This is a genomic window from Clostridium sp. 16K-1-R1 (genome assembly GCF_023921145.1).
Classification (GTDB): Bacteria; Bacillota; Clostridia; order Clostridiales; family Clostridiaceae; genus Sarcina; species Sarcina perfringens.
The window spans coordinates 269,283-285,680 of sequence record NZ_CP046515.1; the positions used below are offsets into that span (position 1 = coordinate 269,283).

Annotated in this window: 11 protein-coding genes, 1 tRNA gene, 3 rRNA genes and 1 riboswitch; of the genes, 13 read left to right on the forward strand and 2 right to left on the reverse strand. The window is 32.3% G+C overall.

Annotation, left to right across the window (positions count from 1 at the left end; genetic code table 11):
* The first annotated feature begins 200 nt into the window (after positions 1-200).
* Positions 201-401: riboswitch (cobalamin riboswitch) on the forward strand.
* A 286-nt stretch (positions 402-687) separates the two neighbouring features.
* The 5 genes from GOM42_RS01195 to GOM42_RS01215 all read left to right on the forward strand — a co-directional run bounded on the left by GOM42_RS01195 (position 688) and on the right by GOM42_RS01215 (position 4,121).
* Positions 688-1,431, forward strand: a complete 744-nt coding sequence (locus GOM42_RS01195; protein ID WP_110077546.1) for an energy-coupling factor ABC transporter permease — start codon at positions 688-690, stop codon at positions 1,429-1,431.
* The gene (locus tag GOM42_RS01200) at positions 1,431-1,742 is read left to right on the forward strand and encodes an energy-coupling factor ABC transporter substrate-binding protein (RefSeq protein ID WP_110077547.1); all 312 of its coding nucleotides are present in this window, start codon (positions 1,431-1,433) and stop codon (positions 1,740-1,742) included. The genes GOM42_RS01195 and GOM42_RS01200 overlap by 1 nt, the downstream gene beginning before the upstream one ends.
* Positions 1,726-2,496 (forward strand): cobalt ECF transporter T component CbiQ, encoded by a 771-nt coding sequence (cbiQ, locus tag GOM42_RS01205; RefSeq protein WP_096071742.1) that lies wholly within the window; start codon positions 1,726-1,728, stop codon positions 2,494-2,496. Before GOM42_RS01200 ends, cbiQ begins: the two co-directional genes overlap by 17 nt.
* Positions 2,497-2,510: 14 nt before the next feature.
* Complete coding sequence (locus GOM42_RS01210) at positions 2,511-3,368, forward strand: ATP-binding cassette domain-containing protein (RefSeq protein WP_252597684.1); 858 nt, start codon at positions 2,511-2,513, stop codon at positions 3,366-3,368.
* A 555-nt stretch (positions 3,369-3,923) separates the two neighbouring features.
* Positions 3,924-4,121 carry a hypothetical protein gene (locus GOM42_RS01215; RefSeq protein WP_003457595.1) on the forward strand — a complete coding sequence of 66 codons (198 nt, stop codon included), beginning with the start codon at positions 3,924-3,926 and terminating at the stop codon, positions 4,119-4,121.
* 203 nt (positions 4,122-4,324) lie between these two features.
* Here GOM42_RS01215 and GOM42_RS01220 read toward each other — a convergent pair whose 3' ends face one another.
* A complete protein-coding gene (locus GOM42_RS01220; RefSeq protein ID WP_252597685.1) occupies positions 4,325-5,188 on the reverse strand; it encodes a 5'-nucleotidase, lipoprotein e(P4) family in 864 nt (287 codons plus the stop codon).
* Between the two features lie 222 nt (positions 5,189-5,410).
* On the reverse strand, positions 5,411-6,610 hold the full coding sequence (locus tag GOM42_RS01225; protein ID WP_110077548.1) for a M23 family metallopeptidase: 1,200 nt from the start codon (positions 6,608-6,610) through the stop codon (positions 5,411-5,413).
* Positions 6,611-7,295: 685 nt separating this feature from the next.
* Here GOM42_RS01225 and GOM42_RS01230 point away from each other — a divergent pair.
* The 8 genes from GOM42_RS01230 (at position 7,296) to GOM42_RS15705 (ending at position 16,224) form a co-directional block, all read left to right on the forward strand.
* Positions 7,296-7,952, forward strand: a complete 657-nt coding sequence (locus GOM42_RS01230; protein ID WP_003457542.1) for a hypothetical protein — start codon at positions 7,296-7,298, stop codon at positions 7,950-7,952.
* A gap of 566 nt (positions 7,953-8,518) precedes the next feature.
* A 16S ribosomal RNA gene (locus GOM42_RS01235) occupies positions 8,519-10,031 on the forward strand.
* A gap of 187 nt (positions 10,032-10,218) precedes the next feature.
* A 23S ribosomal RNA gene (locus tag GOM42_RS01240) occupies positions 10,219-13,123 on the forward strand.
* A 117-nt stretch (positions 13,124-13,240) separates the two neighbouring features.
* Positions 13,241-13,358 (forward strand): 5S ribosomal RNA (rrf, locus tag GOM42_RS01245).
* The 16S, 23S and 5S rRNA genes sit together here with 1 tRNA gene alongside, the layout of an rRNA operon.
* 11 nt (positions 13,359-13,369) lie before the next feature.
* Positions 13,370-13,445 (forward strand) — tRNA-Phe (locus GOM42_RS01250).
* Between the two features lie 514 nt (positions 13,446-13,959).
* Positions 13,960-14,589 carry an acetyltransferase gene (locus GOM42_RS01255; RefSeq protein WP_110077549.1) on the forward strand — a complete coding sequence of 210 codons (630 nt, stop codon included), beginning with the start codon at positions 13,960-13,962 and terminating at the stop codon, positions 14,587-14,589.
* Between the two features lie 490 nt (positions 14,590-15,079).
* Positions 15,080-15,349, forward strand: coding sequence for a metal-sensing transcriptional repressor (locus GOM42_RS01260; protein WP_003458296.1), 270 nt, complete (start codon positions 15,080-15,082; stop codon positions 15,347-15,349).
* Between the two features lie 788 nt (positions 15,350-16,137).
* Positions 16,138-16,224: a heavy metal-associated domain-containing protein gene (locus GOM42_RS15705; protein ID WP_223932484.1), complete on the forward strand. Its 87-nt coding sequence runs from the start codon at positions 16,138-16,140 to the stop codon at positions 16,222-16,224.
* The last annotated feature ends 174 nt before the right edge of the window (positions 16,225-16,398 follow it).

Below are 16,398 nucleotides of genomic sequence, written 5' to 3' on the forward strand. Positions count from 1 at the left end.
TTAATTTAAGATAAGTTCATTAAATTTATATGATAAACAGATAAGTTTCTTAATAATTAATATTTTATAATAATATATGAACAGGAATTATATGTTTAAAAATTACCGAAAGCCTTATATATAGCATATTTTCTAAAGAAATCTATAGAGTTTAATTGTAAATGCAATGCATATGCTATATAATGTTAAAGTATTGTAAAATTAAATATTTAGAAATAGGTTAAATAGTTACATTTGTAACTATATATTAAAAGGGAAGTTGGGTTTAAATCCCACGCGGTCCCGCCGCTGTAATAGAGGAGCTTTTTGTACTTTAAGCCACTGGAATATAATATTTTGGGAAGGCCACAAAAAGTGATGATACTTAAGCCAGAAGACCTGCCTATTTTTAAAACATCAAGATCCTACGGGAAATAGGAGGTGTTGTGCTTTGGTAAGTTATATTTTTTTAGAATTTTTATAACCTCTAGACGCAATGTCTAGGGGTTTTTTATTTCTAAGACTAAAGTTCTGATTTAACTAGAAATTAAAGTTATTCATATTTAGATTAAGTGTTATAAAGGGAAATATTTTTAGTACATATTGTTTTATTTGATGCAGAAATAGTTAAATCAAATTTTATCTTAAAATAAAAAGATGATAAATGGGAATACAAAATAAAAATATAATTTAAGGAGTAGAATTATTATGTCAAAAAAGAATCAAGTATTTATAGGATTTTTATTAATGTTCTTATTAATACCAAGAAGTGTTTCAGCTATGCATATCATGGAAGGATTTTTACAACCTAAATGGTGTATAGCATGGGGAGTTATAACTATACCATTTATAGTATTAGGATTATTCTCTATTAAAAACAAGGTTGGAAATAATCCAAGACTAAAGATTTTGTTAGCTATGGCAGGAGCTTATGCTTTTGTTCTTTCAGCATTAAAGCTTCCATCAGTTACAGGTAGTTGCTCACATCCTACAGGGGTTGGTCTTGCGGCAATATTATTTGGACCTACAGCAGCATCAGTTTTAGGACTTATCGTACTTTTATTCCAAGCATTACTTTTAGCTCATGGTGGTCTTACTACTCTTGGAGCTAATACTTTTTCAATGGCTGTAGTTGGGCCTTTAGTATCATACGGACTTTATAAATTAGTAAAAAAACTTAATGGACCAACATGGTTAGGTGTATTTTTAGCATCTGCTCTTGGAGATTTAGCAACTTACATGGTTACTTCAGTTCAATTAGGACTAGCCTTCCCAGCAGAGGTTGGAGGAGTTATGGAATCAGTTATGAAATTCATGGGTATATTTGCTGTTACTCAAGTTCCTCTAGCTATAAGTGAAGGAATATTAACAGTCATAATCTTTAATACAATAGAAAATTATGCAAAAGAAGATTTAATGGAACTTAACATTTTTTCAAAGGGGGTAAAATAATGAAAAATAAAAGAGTGTTAACTAATGTGATATTACTATTATTAGTTGTATTTATTACAGTAATACCTTTCTTTGTAGCTAAAAATGGAGAGTTTGGTGGATCTGATGATCAAGCAGAAGAAGCAATAACACAAATTGATGAAAACTATGAACCATGGTTCTCACCATTATTTGAACCAGCTAGTGGAGAAATAGAAAGTTTATTATTTGCTCTTCAAGCTGCAATAGGTGCAGGGGTAATTGGCTTTGGATTAGGATATCTAAAAGGCAAAAAGAAAGTGAACGACGAAGTAAATGATAAACATAGATAAATATGCTTATGCATCTAAGTTAAAAAATATTAATCCATCGGAAAAGATGTTTTTTGCCTTAATTACTTTGTGCGTTTGTCTTTGGGCAAATAATTTTATTGTTTCTATGCTTATAATAAGTATTATGACTTTTTTAATAACAAAAGTAGGAAGAACAAAAATAAGAGTTTTTATAAAGTTAATGATGGTACCAATAGCTTTTTTAATAATTGGTATCCTAACAATTGTTGTGAGTTATTCATTAAAACAGGATACATTTTTAGTATCATTTAAACTTTTTAATGGATGGATTGGAGTTTCAAAAAGTGGAATTATTCAAGGACTTAATATGTTCCTTAAGGTAATGGGATCTTTAAGTTGCTTATACTTTATATCCTTAACCACTCCAATGATAGATGTAATATCAGTTTTAGCTAAGCTTAAAGTACCAAGTTTTTTAATTGAGTTAATAAGCTTAGTGTACAGATTTATATTTATAATTTTAGAAACTTCAGAAATGATGTTTATATCGCAAAATTCAAGACTTGGATATAGAGATATAAAAACATCATATAAATCCTTAGGTGCTCTTGCATCAACACTATTTATACGTTCATTTAAGAGAGCTAATGATTTATATACTGCCTTAGAAGCCAGAGGATATAATGGAGAACTTAAAGTTCTAGAAGAACAGGTTCAAAAAAGAAATTACATTTACATTATAACTATAATAATTAATCTTATTTTTATAGGAATAGCTATATTTATTAAGTAGAGTAGGAGGATTTTATGGAAGACTATATATTAAAAGTAGAAGAGCTTAATTATAATTATTCAGATGGAACTCATGCTCTAAAAGGTATAAATATGAATATAAAAAGAGGAGAGGTTACGGCTATATTAGGTGGAAATGGTGTTGGAAAATCAACTTTGTTTCAAAACTTTAATGGTATATTAAAGCCTTCTTCAGGAAGAATACTTTTTGACAATAAACTTATAGATTATTCAAGAAAAGGAATAATGAAGCTTAGAGAATCTATAGGAATTGTTTTTCAGGATCCTGACAACCAACTTTTCTCAGCAAGTGTTTACCAAGATGTTTCCTTTGGTGCTGTTAATATGAAACTACCAGAAGATGAAATAAGAAAAAGAGTAGATAATGCATTAAAAAGAACGGGTATAGAACACTTAAAAGATAAGCCAACTCATTGTTTAAGCTTTGGTCAAAAGAAAAGAGTAGCTATTGCAGGGGTACTAGTTATGGAGCCAAAAGTTTTAATACTAGATGAACCAACGGCAGGTTTAGATCCGATGGGCGTTTCAGAGATAATGAAATTATTAGTAGAAATGCAAAAGGAGCTTGGAATAACAATAATAATAGCAACTCACGATATAGATATTGTTCCTTTATATTGTGATAATGTTTTTGTTATGAAAGAAGGAAGAGTAATATTACAAGGAAATCCTAAAGAGGTATTCGCTGAAAAAGAAGTTATAAGAAAAGTTAACTTAAGATTACCTAGAATCGGACATCTTATGGAGATTTTAAAAGAGAAGGATGGATTTGTATTTGATGAGTTAGATTTAACTATTGGACAGGCTAGAAAGACAATAAATTCTTGGAAAAACAAAATTTTTAATGATTAATATTTAAGTTAGATTAAATTAAGCAAGAAAGGCTTATACCAAATTGATTTGGTATAGGCCTTTTATTAATTTATAATAGTATTTTAGTATAAGAATAATTATATAAAAATTTATTTTTTTAAAAGTTCATACTAATTTTATATAGATTTTAATATTGTAAAGAAAATGTTTTAAAATTTTAAACTAAAAGTGTATTTTTTTTACAAAAACAAGTGGCTTTTTGAGATAAAGAATTTTTTATAGGACAAAAATATGGTTTTTATTGGTAAAATATGAAATATAATTAAAAAGATAAAAGAGCAATTTAATATTTTATTAATAAGTTATGGTTAAAAAAGGATAAATAGTATAAAAACTCATAATAAATTAATAAATATTCATGGTCGAATTTTGTAATTCTAAAATTATTTACTAATTAGTTAAATAATTTTAGAATATAGTTAAAGGATGATTTATTATCTTAAGTTATGGTTTCTCTTTAAATATAAATGATTTTAATAAATTATCTAAGTAATTAAAATTTTATAGGTAAGAAATATGATGTTTTAATAGGAGATGATATTAAAGATTAAAAAGGGAGAGTATGATAAAATGTTTACAAATGAGTTAAAAGATTTATTAGCAGGTTTATATCAGAAATATGGATGTACTCAAGAGGTTCTTCAACTTAGCAATATAATTGATGAAATTATAGTTAAAGAGCAAAGAGAAAGACTAAAAGAATATTATAAATCAAGAAAAAATAATATCTAATTTCAAAAGTTATAAAGCATATAAATATTATTAACTCTAAATTATGAAAAACAATTGAATTATGATTATTACAATTAATTTTAAGGGCCTTAAGACTTGGATTTTGTTAACATATATTATAATAAAAAAATCTATATTACATTAGTAATATAGATTTTTTATTCATAATATGTATAATTAAACTTCTTTAAATTAATTAAAGTTTATTTAAATGACTTTATACTATTTAATCTATCTTCAAGTTTTTGTTCTGGAGATTTTTTGAAGTCATATCCATAAACGGCATTTTCAAAATCACCATAAGTTGGATTTGGAAGCACTATGTATTTTGTTCCAAAGAATTGAGCTTCTTTATCTACTATTTCTCTTCTTTGTTCATTAGACTTATTATTATATCCATCAGGGAAGTCACCTAAGTTATCTCCACAATAAATTGCAAGATTATAATTCTCTTTTATCTTATCCCATCTAGCATCTTTACTACTTGTATCTGTTTTTAAAAGTATATGATCCTTATCTGAATTTACAAAACCTAATTTTTGCATGTTTTTTATAGTTGCATCAAGTTCCTTTTCTTCACTTCTATTTGAAACGTAGAAAACTTCAAATCCTTTACTTTTAGCATAATCAGTAAAGTCTTTAGCTCCATCTATTGCAGCTGCATCAGCCATTTGTACCCACTCACCAAAGTTTTCCTTTGAGAATAATTCATTATGCTTTATTTCATACCCTGCATGAGGTGAATTATCTATTATTGTTTCATCAATATCTAAGGTAACTGCATATGGTTTAGCAGTAGGTTCTTTCACTAATTCATCAACATATCTCTTTCCAGAGTTGTATGCTTCATATCTTAAAGCCTTTACCTCTCCAGAATTTTGTTGCCATAAAGTTGCTAAAACATTTCCTTTAACAATCTCTTCCACTGCATTAGCCTTTGTTGTTTGTTCTAACTTAGAGATTTGTTTTGCTTCTTGGTTGTTTTCGTAAACTAAAGTACCTCCAGTTCCAACACCAATACCTATTATTGCTGATAATACAATTGCTGTAATTTTTGAGTTTCTCATAATCTCATCCTTTCATTTGTTACATAAAAATGTACAAAGTATTAAAATGGTTATCAATGTGTTAACGCTTTCATTATATTTTATGTTTCCATTAAAATCAAGTATTTAATTAATAATATATATCTTTTAATAATCAATAATTGATATGTAAAATTATTCTTATAGAAATTTAATTAATAATTATGTAAATAAAAAAAGATAGTCAAATGACTATCTTTTCTATTAAATATAATCCATTGGATTTACATGTTGTCCATTAATTCTTATTTCAAAATGAGCATGAGGGCCTGTACTATATCCTGTAGAACCAACTAAAGAAACTACTTGTCCTTGTTTTACTTTTTGACCTACAGAAACTTTTAATTGAGATGCGTGAGCATATAGAGTACTGAATCCACCACCGTGATCTATTATAACCATATTTCCGTAAGCAGGATGATATTCAGCAGCGGTTACAACCCCATCTTTAGCAGCTACAAATGGAGTTCCTGTTGAAGCTGCAAAGTCTACACCTGTATGAACTTTATACTGACCAGTTACAGGGTGAACTCTTGGACCATATGAACTAGTTATGGTAGAAGAAGCAACTGGTCTTATAAATCCACTTGATGAATTACTAGTTGGAGATGCTGTGCTTGGAGTTTTAGTAAAATATGATTGAATTTCCTTTTCAATTTCATCTTCCCTATCTGCTAATTCTTTAAGTTCAGCATTCTTTTCAGCTTCTAATTCCTCTAATTCGTTTAATTGAGATTTATAAGTATTTAATGTATTTTCATGTTCAGCCTTAACTTCATTAAGACTTTTTTCTTTAGAAAGAAGTTCGGCTTTTTTGCTAGCTAATGTAGATTTAGAAGTTTCAAGTTCAGCTTGTCTAACTTCAAGTTCATTTTTTAAAGCTTCAATCTCTTCAATAAGCTTATTATCTGTTTTAACAAGAGTTCTTATATTTGCTATATTAGAGAATAATTCTCCAAAGTTTTTAGACTCAAGAATCATATATAAAAACTTATCGTTTAAGTTAGATTTATATACGTTTCTAAGTCTTTCACCTAATATTTCTTGCTTTAACTCTTGTTCTTTTTTAGCTTTTTCAATTTCAGTAGTATTTTCTTCAATTGATTTTTCTACTTTACTTATTTCTGAATCAGTTGAAGAAATTTCATTATTTAAAGTTTTTATCTTCTCTTCATATTCAGTAACTTTTGCTTGAGCTGAATTAAGCTCAGCTTGTTTAGCGTCAATGCTATCTTTAATTTCATCGAGCTTTCCCTTTTTAATTTCTTTTTCTTCTGTAATTTGTTTTTTCTCCTCTTGTAATTTATTAACTTCGGGATTTGCTTTAGTTATTAATGGTGCTGAAAAAGCACTAATCATTAAAAAGCTACTCATAAACAAAGATACAATTTTAAATTTGTTCATTTAATCACCTATCTTTAATATATTTTTCGAGAGTTTTATAGTAATTTCAACAAATTATACCTTAAAACCCTTAGTAATATCCACAAAAAAATTGAAAATTTTAAGTTAACTTTTAAATAAAGGGTTAATAAATGGTAAAAAAAGATTATTATATTACAAAAACAATAATATATGTAAAATTAATACATTAATAAGTATAAATAAGATATTTTTTATTATTAAAGAAATTAATATAATATTTATGTAAAGTTTTTTGCAAATTTTAAGGATGAATGCAAAATGTAAATTTAAATATATGGATGATTTTTAAGTATATACCTTATTCTTAAATTGTTTAGAAGAATAACTAAGACTTGGTTTAAGATAAAATTTAATCTAATATAATTAAATTATTGTTAGACTATTAGAAATTTTAAATATCAACACAAAAAAGAAGAGCAAATAGATAATTGATTAAAAGCTACCTCATATTAATTTATTTTATACAGGCATATTTAAGATTAATTTTAAATAATCTTAATATGCCTATTTTAAATTAGGGATATGTTTATTAATAGTTACCTAAATATTAATTTAGAGTTTTATTAATCAATATAAATATATTTTTGGATTATATGTTTTAGTGATTAAGATTGATACTGCTTGTCAATAATTAAAGTGAATTATAAAAGAGGGGGAATTTCTTATGGCTAGAAAATCATCTAAAAAATATTTAAAAGAGGCAAATGCTCAAATAATATTATTTGTTTTAATTATGATAATAATGAGAATGGTAGTTTTAAACTTTATGAGTGAAATATCAGGAATAGAGTTTGATGAATTATCTAAGGCTAGAATTTATAATGGAGATATTACAGCAACATTATTTTTAGAGAGTCTTGTTAATTTTTTTGGTAACTTCATTTTAGAAACATATAAAGGAATAATTTTGCTTGCAATAATAAATGTATTTATTGCTTCTTATATATTAACTAAAAAAGACTTTACAGGTAATTCTTATTTTAATATGGTCATAGCATATCTATTTTCAGCCATAATAACAGTATTTTTATTATTAGCTGGTATAATTTTATTTTTTGGCATAATGCAATGCATGGTAGTTATAAATTCATTAAAGATAGATGTGTCTTCAGAAATTTTATGGTTAGCCATATCTGTATTAGTAGGAGTAGTCTTTATAAAGTATTTTAGGAAAAGTGTAGTTTTTTCTTTATTTGCATTTTTAATAATATCAGTTTATGCTTCTTACTACACTGATATAGGTAAAAAAGCAATTAACACAGACTATGCTCAATATAGTCTAGAGGAGTTTGCTAATAATTTAAACTTAGTTGGAGAATAGATCTATGTGATTATATTTAATAGTAAATAAGTGTTTTCTATTTATTATTTAGTAAATTACATTTAATCACTTTAATATATTTTTATTTATTAATTAAAAAACATAGAGAAAATTATATATAAATTAATATGAAAATCTATTTTTGTATGCAAAATGTAAGCGTATTTTTTATATAATCTAAAAATATAGTATAAAATAATACAATATTATACAGAAAAGTATATTGAATGTAAATTTTATTTAAAACACTTTACCTAGTGTATCTATATAGGAAAAAGTAAGTATTTTAAAGAAAAATATAGAAATAATAATATATTTTATCTAAAACAGAGAGAAGTATTAAATTAAATATGGTTAAAATGGTAAGATAAATTTCGTCAGCAAGAGACACGGCAACAAAACATCAAATAAAAATTTGAAAAAAGTTGTTGACAAAGTTTCTTAAAGATGTTAAAATAAGAAAGTCGATTGAGGGCGACAACGAAATGGTCTTTGAAAATTAAACAGAAGATATTAACATAAACCAGCAATTCTTTTATAAGTAATATGAGTATAGATTAAACTTTTAAATTGAGAGTTTGATCCTGGCTCAGGATGAACGCTGGCGGCGTGCTTAACACATGCAAGTCGAGCGATGAAGTTTCCTTCGGGAAATGGATTAGCGGCGGACGGGTGAGTAACACGTGGGTAACCTGCCTCATAGAGTGGAATAGCCTTCCGAAAGGAAGATTAATACCGCATAATGTTGAAAGATGGCATCATCATTTAACCAAAGGAGCAATCCGCTATGAGATGGACCCGCGGCGCATTAGCTAGTTGGTGGGGTAACGGCCTACCAAGGCGACGATGCGTAGCCGACCTGAGAGGGTGATCGGCCACATTGGGACTGAGACACGGCCCAGACTCCTACGGGAGGCAGCAGTGGGGAATATTGCACAATGGGGGAAACCCTGATGCAGCAACGCCGCGTGAGTGATGAAGGTTTTCGGATCGTAAAGCTCTGTCTTTGGGGAAGATAATGACGGTACCCAAGGAGGAAGCCACGGCTAACTACGTGCCAGCAGCCGCGGTAATACGTAGGTGGCGAGCGTTATCCGGATTTACTGGGCGTAAAGGGAGCGTAGGCGGATGATTAAGTGGGATGTGAAATACCCGGGCTCAACTTGGGTGCTGCATTCCAAACTGGTTATCTAGAGTGCAGGAGAGGAGAGTGGAATTCCTAGTGTAGCGGTGAAATGCGTAGAGATTAGGAAGAACACCAGTGGCGAAGGCGACTCTCTGGACTGTAACTGACGCTGAGGCTCGAAAGCGTGGGGAGCAAACAGGATTAGATACCCTGGTAGTCCACGCCGTAAACGATGAATACTAGGTGTGGGGGTTTCAACACCTCCGTGCCGCCGCTAACGCATTAAGTATTCCGCCTGGGGAGTACGGTCGCAAGATTAAAACTCAAAGGAATTGACGGGGACCCGCACAAGTAGCGGAGCATGTGGTTTAATTCGAAGCAACGCGAAGAACCTTACCTACACTTGACATCCCTTGCATTACTCTTAATCGAGGAAATCCCTTCGGGGACAAGGTGACAGGTGGTGCATGGTTGTCGTCAGCTCGTGTCGTGAGATGTTGGGTTAAGTCCCGCAACGAGCGCAACCCTTGTCGTTAGTTACTACCATTAAGTTGAGGACTCTAGCGAGACTGCCTGGGTTAACCAGGAGGAAGGTGGGGATGACGTCAAATCATCATGCCCCTTATGTGTAGGGCTACACACGTGCTACAATGGCTGGTACAGAGAGATGCAATACCGCGAGGTGGAGCCAAACTTAAAAACCAGTCTCAGTTCGGATTGTAGGCTGAAACTCGCCTACATGAAGCTGGAGTTACTAGTAATCGCGAATCAGAATGTCGCGGTGAATACGTTCCCGGGTCTTGTACACACCGCCCGTCACACCATGAGAGTTGGCAATACCCGAAGTCCGTGAGCTAACCGCAAGGAGGCAGCGGCCGAAGGTAGGGTCAGCGATTGGGGTGAAGTCGTAACAAGGTAGCCGTAGGAGAACCTGCGGCTGGATCACCTCCTTTCTAAGGAATACATCTTAGGACAACTAAGATGATAATGAATTCTGGATAATATCTCTGTTTAATTTTGAGAGACTATCTCTCAAAATTGTTCTTTGAAAATTGCACATAATTTAATTTATAGAAACAACAAGCCAAATTGGCAAAACCAATTTCTATTCTTTGTAAAATGAGAACTATAACTAATATAGGTCAAGCTACAAAGGGCGCATGGTGAATGCCTTGGCATCAGGAGCCGATGAAGGACGTGATAAGCTGCGATAAGCTTCGGGTAGGCGCACATAGCCTGAGATCCGAAGATCTCCGAATGAGGAAACTCACATGGGAAACCCCATGTATCATTAAGTGAATACATAGCTTAATGAAGGTAACCCAGGGAACTGAAACATCTAAGTACCTGGAGGAAGAGAAAGAAAAATCGATTTTCTTAGTAGCGGCGAGCGAAAGGGAAAGAGCCCAAACCGGAAACTTGTTTCCGGGGTTGTGGACATAACATAAAAGTGGAGGCTATTGTAACTGAAGAGAACTGGAAAGTTCCACCGTAGAAGGTAATAGTCCTGTAAGTGAAACGAGAAGACCACGAGTTATGATCCAGAGTACCACGAGACACGTGAAACCTTGTGGGAAGCAGGGAGGACCACCTCCCAAGGCTAAATACTACCTGATGACCGATAGTGAAGCAGTACCGTGAGGGAAAGGTGAAAAGAACCCCGGGAGGGGAGTGAAATAGAACCTGAAACCGTGTGCCTACAACCGCTCAGAGCCCCTTATGAGGGTGATGAGGTGCTTTTTGTAGAACGAGCCAACGAGTTACGGTATGTAGCAAGGTTAAGTACTTAAGGTACGGAGCCGAAGGGAAACCGAGTCTGAATAGGGCGACTAGTTGCATGCCGTAGACCCGAAACCGGGTGACCTATCCATGGCCAGGTTGAAGCGAGGGTAAAACCTCGTGGAGGACCGAACCACGTTGCTGTTGAAAAAGCATGGGATGAGCTGTGGATAGCGGAGAAATTCCAATCGAACCCGGAGATAGCTGGTTCTCTCCGAAATAGCTTTAGGGCTAGCGTCGAGTATGAGTAGTGGAGGTAGAGCACTGAATGGGCTAGGGGGCATAGCGCTTACCGAACCTTATCAAACTCCGAATGCCACATACTTTGAGCTCGGCAGTCAGACTACGAATGATAAGATCCGTGGTCAAAAGGGAAACAGCCCAGATCGTCAGCTAAGGTCCCAAAGTGTAAGTTAAGTGGGAAAGGATGTGAGATTTCTAAGACAACTAGGATGTTGGCTTAGAAGCAGCCATTCATTAAAAGAGTGCGTAATAGCTCACTAGTCGAGAGATCTTGCGCCGAAAATGTAACGGGGCTAAACTTACCACCGAAGCTACGGGCTTGAACATAGTTCAAGCGGTAGGAGAGCGTCGTAACCGGGCTGAAGTCGTACCGTAAGGAGCGGTGGACTGGTTACGAGTGAGAATGTTGGCATCAGTAGCGAGATGTGGGTGAGAATCCCACAGGCCGAAAACCTAAGGTTTCCTCAGGAAGGTTCGTCCGCTGAGGGTTAGTCGGGACCTAAGCCGAGGCCGAAAGGCGTAGGTGATGGACAACTGGTTGATATTCCAGTACCACTACCATCGTTATTATCGATGGCGTGACGCAGGAGGATAGTGTGTGCTAGCTATTGGATGCTAGTCTAAGCGTTTAGGCAGTGAGAGTAGGCAAATCCGCTCTCATAATGCTGAGGCGTGATGGGGAAGGTTCCACGGAACCGAAGTACATGATTCCACGCTGCCAAGAAAAGCGTCTAGAGAGAGAAGTAGTGCCCGTACCGCAAACCGACACAGGTAGGTGAGGAGAGAATCCTAAGGCCGGCGGAAGAATTACAGTTAAGGAACTCGGCAAATTGACCCCGTAAGTTCGCGAGAAGGGGTGCCTACGAGAGTAGGCCGCAGAGAATAGGCCCAAGCAACTGTTTAGCAAAAACACAGGTCTCTGCTAAAGCGTAAGCTGATGTATAGGGGCTGACGCCTGCCCGGTGCTGGAAGGTTAAGGGGAACACTTAGCGCAAGCGAAGGTGTGAACTTAAGCCCCAGTAAACGGCGGCCGTAACTATAACGGTCCTAAGGTAGCGAAATTCCTTGTCAGGTAAGTTCTGACCCGCACGAATGGCGTAATGACTTGGGCACTGTCTCAACTGTAAATCCGGCGAAGTTGTAGTGCGAGTGAAGATGCTCGCTACCCGCGATTGGACGGAAAGACCCCGTAGAGCTTTACTGTAGCTTAGCATTGAGTTTTGGTATTGTCTGTACAGGATAGGTGGGAGACTAGGAAACCAGGGCGTCAGCCTTGGTGGAGTCAACCTTGGGATACCACCCTGACAGTACTGAAATTCTAACTGGCGGCCATGAATCTGGTCACAGGACATTGTTAGGTGGGCAGTTTGACTGGGGCGGTCGCCTCCTAAAAAGTAACGGAGGCGCCCAAAGGTTCCCTCAGAACGGTCGGAAATCGTTCGAAGAGTGCAAAGGCAGAAGGGAGCCTGACTGCGACACCCACAAGTGGAGCAGGGACGAAAGTCGGGCTTAGTGATCCGGTGGTACCTCGTGGGAGGGCCATCGCTCAACGGATAAAAGCTACCTCGGGGATAACAGGCTGATCTCCCCCAAGAGTCCACATCGACGGGGAGGTTTGGCACCTCGATGTCGGCTCGTCGCATCCTGGGGCTGAAGTAGGTCCCAAGGGTTGGGCTGTTCGCCCATTAAAGCGGCACGCGAGCTGGGTTCAGAACGTCGTGAGACAGTTCGGTCCCTATCCGTCGCGGGCGTAGGAAATTTGAGAGGAGCTGTCCTTAGTACGAGAGGACCGGGATGGACTGACCTCTGGTGTACCAGTTGTTCCGCCAGGAGCACAGCTGGGTAGCTAAGTCGGGAATGGATAAACGCTGAAAGCATCTAAGCGTGAAGCCAACCTCAAGATGAGATTTCCCATAGCGTAAGCTAGTAAGATCCCTTGAAGAACACAAGGTTGATAGGTCGGGGGTGTAAGCATGGTAACATGTTCAGCTGACCGATACTAATAGATCGAGGGCTTGACCAAATATAGTAAATTAAATATGTGCAATTTTGAAAGAACAAAGTTCTTTTAAGGAAACTCACTAAATCAAGTTTAGGAGTATCATTTTAAAACGAAATAGAAGATTTCTGTAAAATGACATCTGGTGATGATGTTCTTTAGGGTAACACCCGTTCCCATTCCGAACACGACGGTTAAGCCTTTAGAAGCCGATGGTACTGCACGGGAGACTGTGTGGGAGAGTAGGTGGTCGCCAGGTTTTTATTTTATGGCTCGATAGCTCAGTCGGTAGAGCAGAGGACTGAAAATCCTCGTGTCGCTGGTTCGATTCCTGCTCGAGCCACCAAAAGCTTAGTGAATTATTCACTAAGCTTTTTTTATACAATTAAATCGTAATTTAATTGTATATTTATTAATACTATAGTTAAAGTCATAATTAAAATTGATTTTTAATATGAACTAAGATGAATATGAATAAGATAAAAAAGTAAAAGGAATATTTATAAAATTTATTTATATAAATAAATTTTATAAATATTCCTTTTTTAATTTTAAATCCACAATAAGTAGTTTCTTAGTTCATAGCAATAAAAGGGGAAGTTATTAAGGATATATTGTTGGGGAAGTATCATTAATTATTTTAAAACTAAGAATTAATCTACTTATTAATCGTGGATATTTTAATTATGGACAAATAATGGATTAATATATATAAATTGTAAAAATAATTGAGAATAAATAAATATTTAAATTAATATGATTTAATAAGTTAATTAATATTTTGAATTGATATTATATTATTAATAAATAAGAGCGTTTTGATATAGATCTTTAAACAATTAGTTTAGTGAGGTGTTTTAATGAAGGATATTGTTATAGTTGGAACTGAAAACATAGGAAAAGAGGTTGTTAAAATAATAGAGGCTATAAATTCAAAAAGAAATACTTGGAATGTGTTAGGCTTTATAAGTCTTAAAAAAGATGAAGCAGGAAGTAATATTGAGGGATATAGTGTTCTTGGATCTATAGATTCAATGTTTAATTATTTTGAAGGTAGAAAAAAAGATAAGTTTTATTTTTTTAAGAAATTAGAAAGCCAAAATGAATTATTTACGATTATAGCAATAGACAACTGTAAATTAAAAAAAGAAATAGAAAATAAGTTAAAAAACAAAATAAAATTTGCTACAATTATTCATCCGGATGTTACTTTTTTTAATAAACAAGAAGTTGGTGAGGGAACTATAATATATCCAGGATTAATTAGTGTAGGAAGATTTAAGCTAGGTAAACATGTTATTTTAAAACAAAAATGCTCTTTAGGAAATAATATTGAGATAGGAGATTATTCTTTTATATCTTTTAATAGTAATATTGATAGTAATGTAATGGTTAAAGAGGGATCTTATATTGAAGCTAATACTACAATACTGGCAAATAGCAATATAGATAAAAATACTTATATAAAAGAAGGTTCAATATTATATTAAAATTATAATTATATTTTAGAGATATTATTTTGTTTTATATATAAATTAGAAGGTTCATATTAAATATAGTGTGAATCTTCTTTTATTTTTTTATATAATATAGATAAGTATTAATATACTATATATTTAAATAGATGGTTTTCTTTGAATTAATAGAATAATTGTAAAGAATAGAATAATTGGAAAGAATAGAATAAGTGGAAAAATATAAGATGTGGAAATTTGAAGAAGTAGAAAATTGAAGAAGTGGAAAGAATAGAATAGGAGAGCTTTTTGAAAAATAGGTTTATAAAAAGATTTATTTTAGAAATAGATTTATAATCTGTTAAATTATTAGAAATATTTTTGATAAAATCTAATATATTAATTAAATGTTAATTGTGTTCATAAAATATTCAAAAGTATGTTGACATAAAATAAGTAGAGAGTTATTATATAATTACAGACACCCAGTGGGGGTTGTATGTGAAATGTATAGGGAGCGATGAACATGAATGCAGAGAAAAAGAAAGCATTACAGTGCTTGAAGACAGCAAAAGGGCAAATTGAAGGAATAATCAGAATGATTGAAGATGAGAGATATTGTATAGATATTTCAAATCAAGTAATGGCTTCCCAAGCATTATTAAAGAAAGCTAATAAATTAATATTGCAACAACATATGCATAATTGTGTTAAGAGTGCTTTCGAAAATAATGAATCTAAAGATGAAAAAATTGAAGAGATATTAAGTGTACTAAATAAGCTAATAGATAAATAAATATTATATTTCTAATGATGTATTTAGTTTTATTATAATATAAAGTTCTTTAAATCTGTTGTTTCTAGAGTTTCAATTTAGTTTAGTTGAATCACTAAAAGCAAATTTAGGATGCTCTATATTAATAAATTATTCTAATGATTTACTTAACTTTATTAAGGTAAAATTATTTAGATCTGTTGTTTTTGGAGATTCAAATTTTTTTATTTGAGTAGCTTAAAGCGAATTTAGAATAATTACTGTAATATTTTTAGCTTATTTAAAATAAAAATATTATTGATCTAATGATGTGAGTGATTTTATAAATAATATAAAGTTATTTGGATCTATTGTTTTGGAGGGTTTAAAGAAATTTATTTTTTTAAGCAATTCAAAGTGATTTTAGAGCAATAAGAGATAATTTTTATATATTAATCATTTAACTATATAAGTAATTTTATAGACAATATAAAATTACTTATAGCTGATGTTTATATTTTTAAAATTCTTTAATAAATTTAAGGTTATTTTAGAATAATGTATGCTTTTATCATAATAAATCGAAATTCTAATGATGTTTATAGCTTTGTATATAGTATAAAGTTATTTAGATCTGTTGTTTTTTAGGGTTCAAAAGTTGATTTTTGAGCAATTTAAAGCGAATTTAGAATTAATGAATTTTTTTAAAAATTTAATTTTTATGAGTTTTTCTTTAAGTATATTAATAATAAAGTTAATAAATTAGAATTTAAGCTTGATAAATTAGGACATAGACTTAAAGAATATATATTTGACTTATAATAGGAAAAATAGAATGTGCATCCTGTGCAGCAACCATTGAGAATATGTTAAATAAAATGGGTGGTGTAGAGAATGTAAGTTTAGATTTTTTTTAAGGTTACATCCAACTATGATTCTAATAGGGTTGAAATAAGAGAGATTAGAGAAAGTTTAATAAGTTAGAATATAAGATTATAAGTCAAAGAATAAATTTTAAGATAAATAATTAAGAGAAGTTATATCAAAGGTGTATATTTTTGATATAACTTTTCTTTTTGTTTAATATGTAA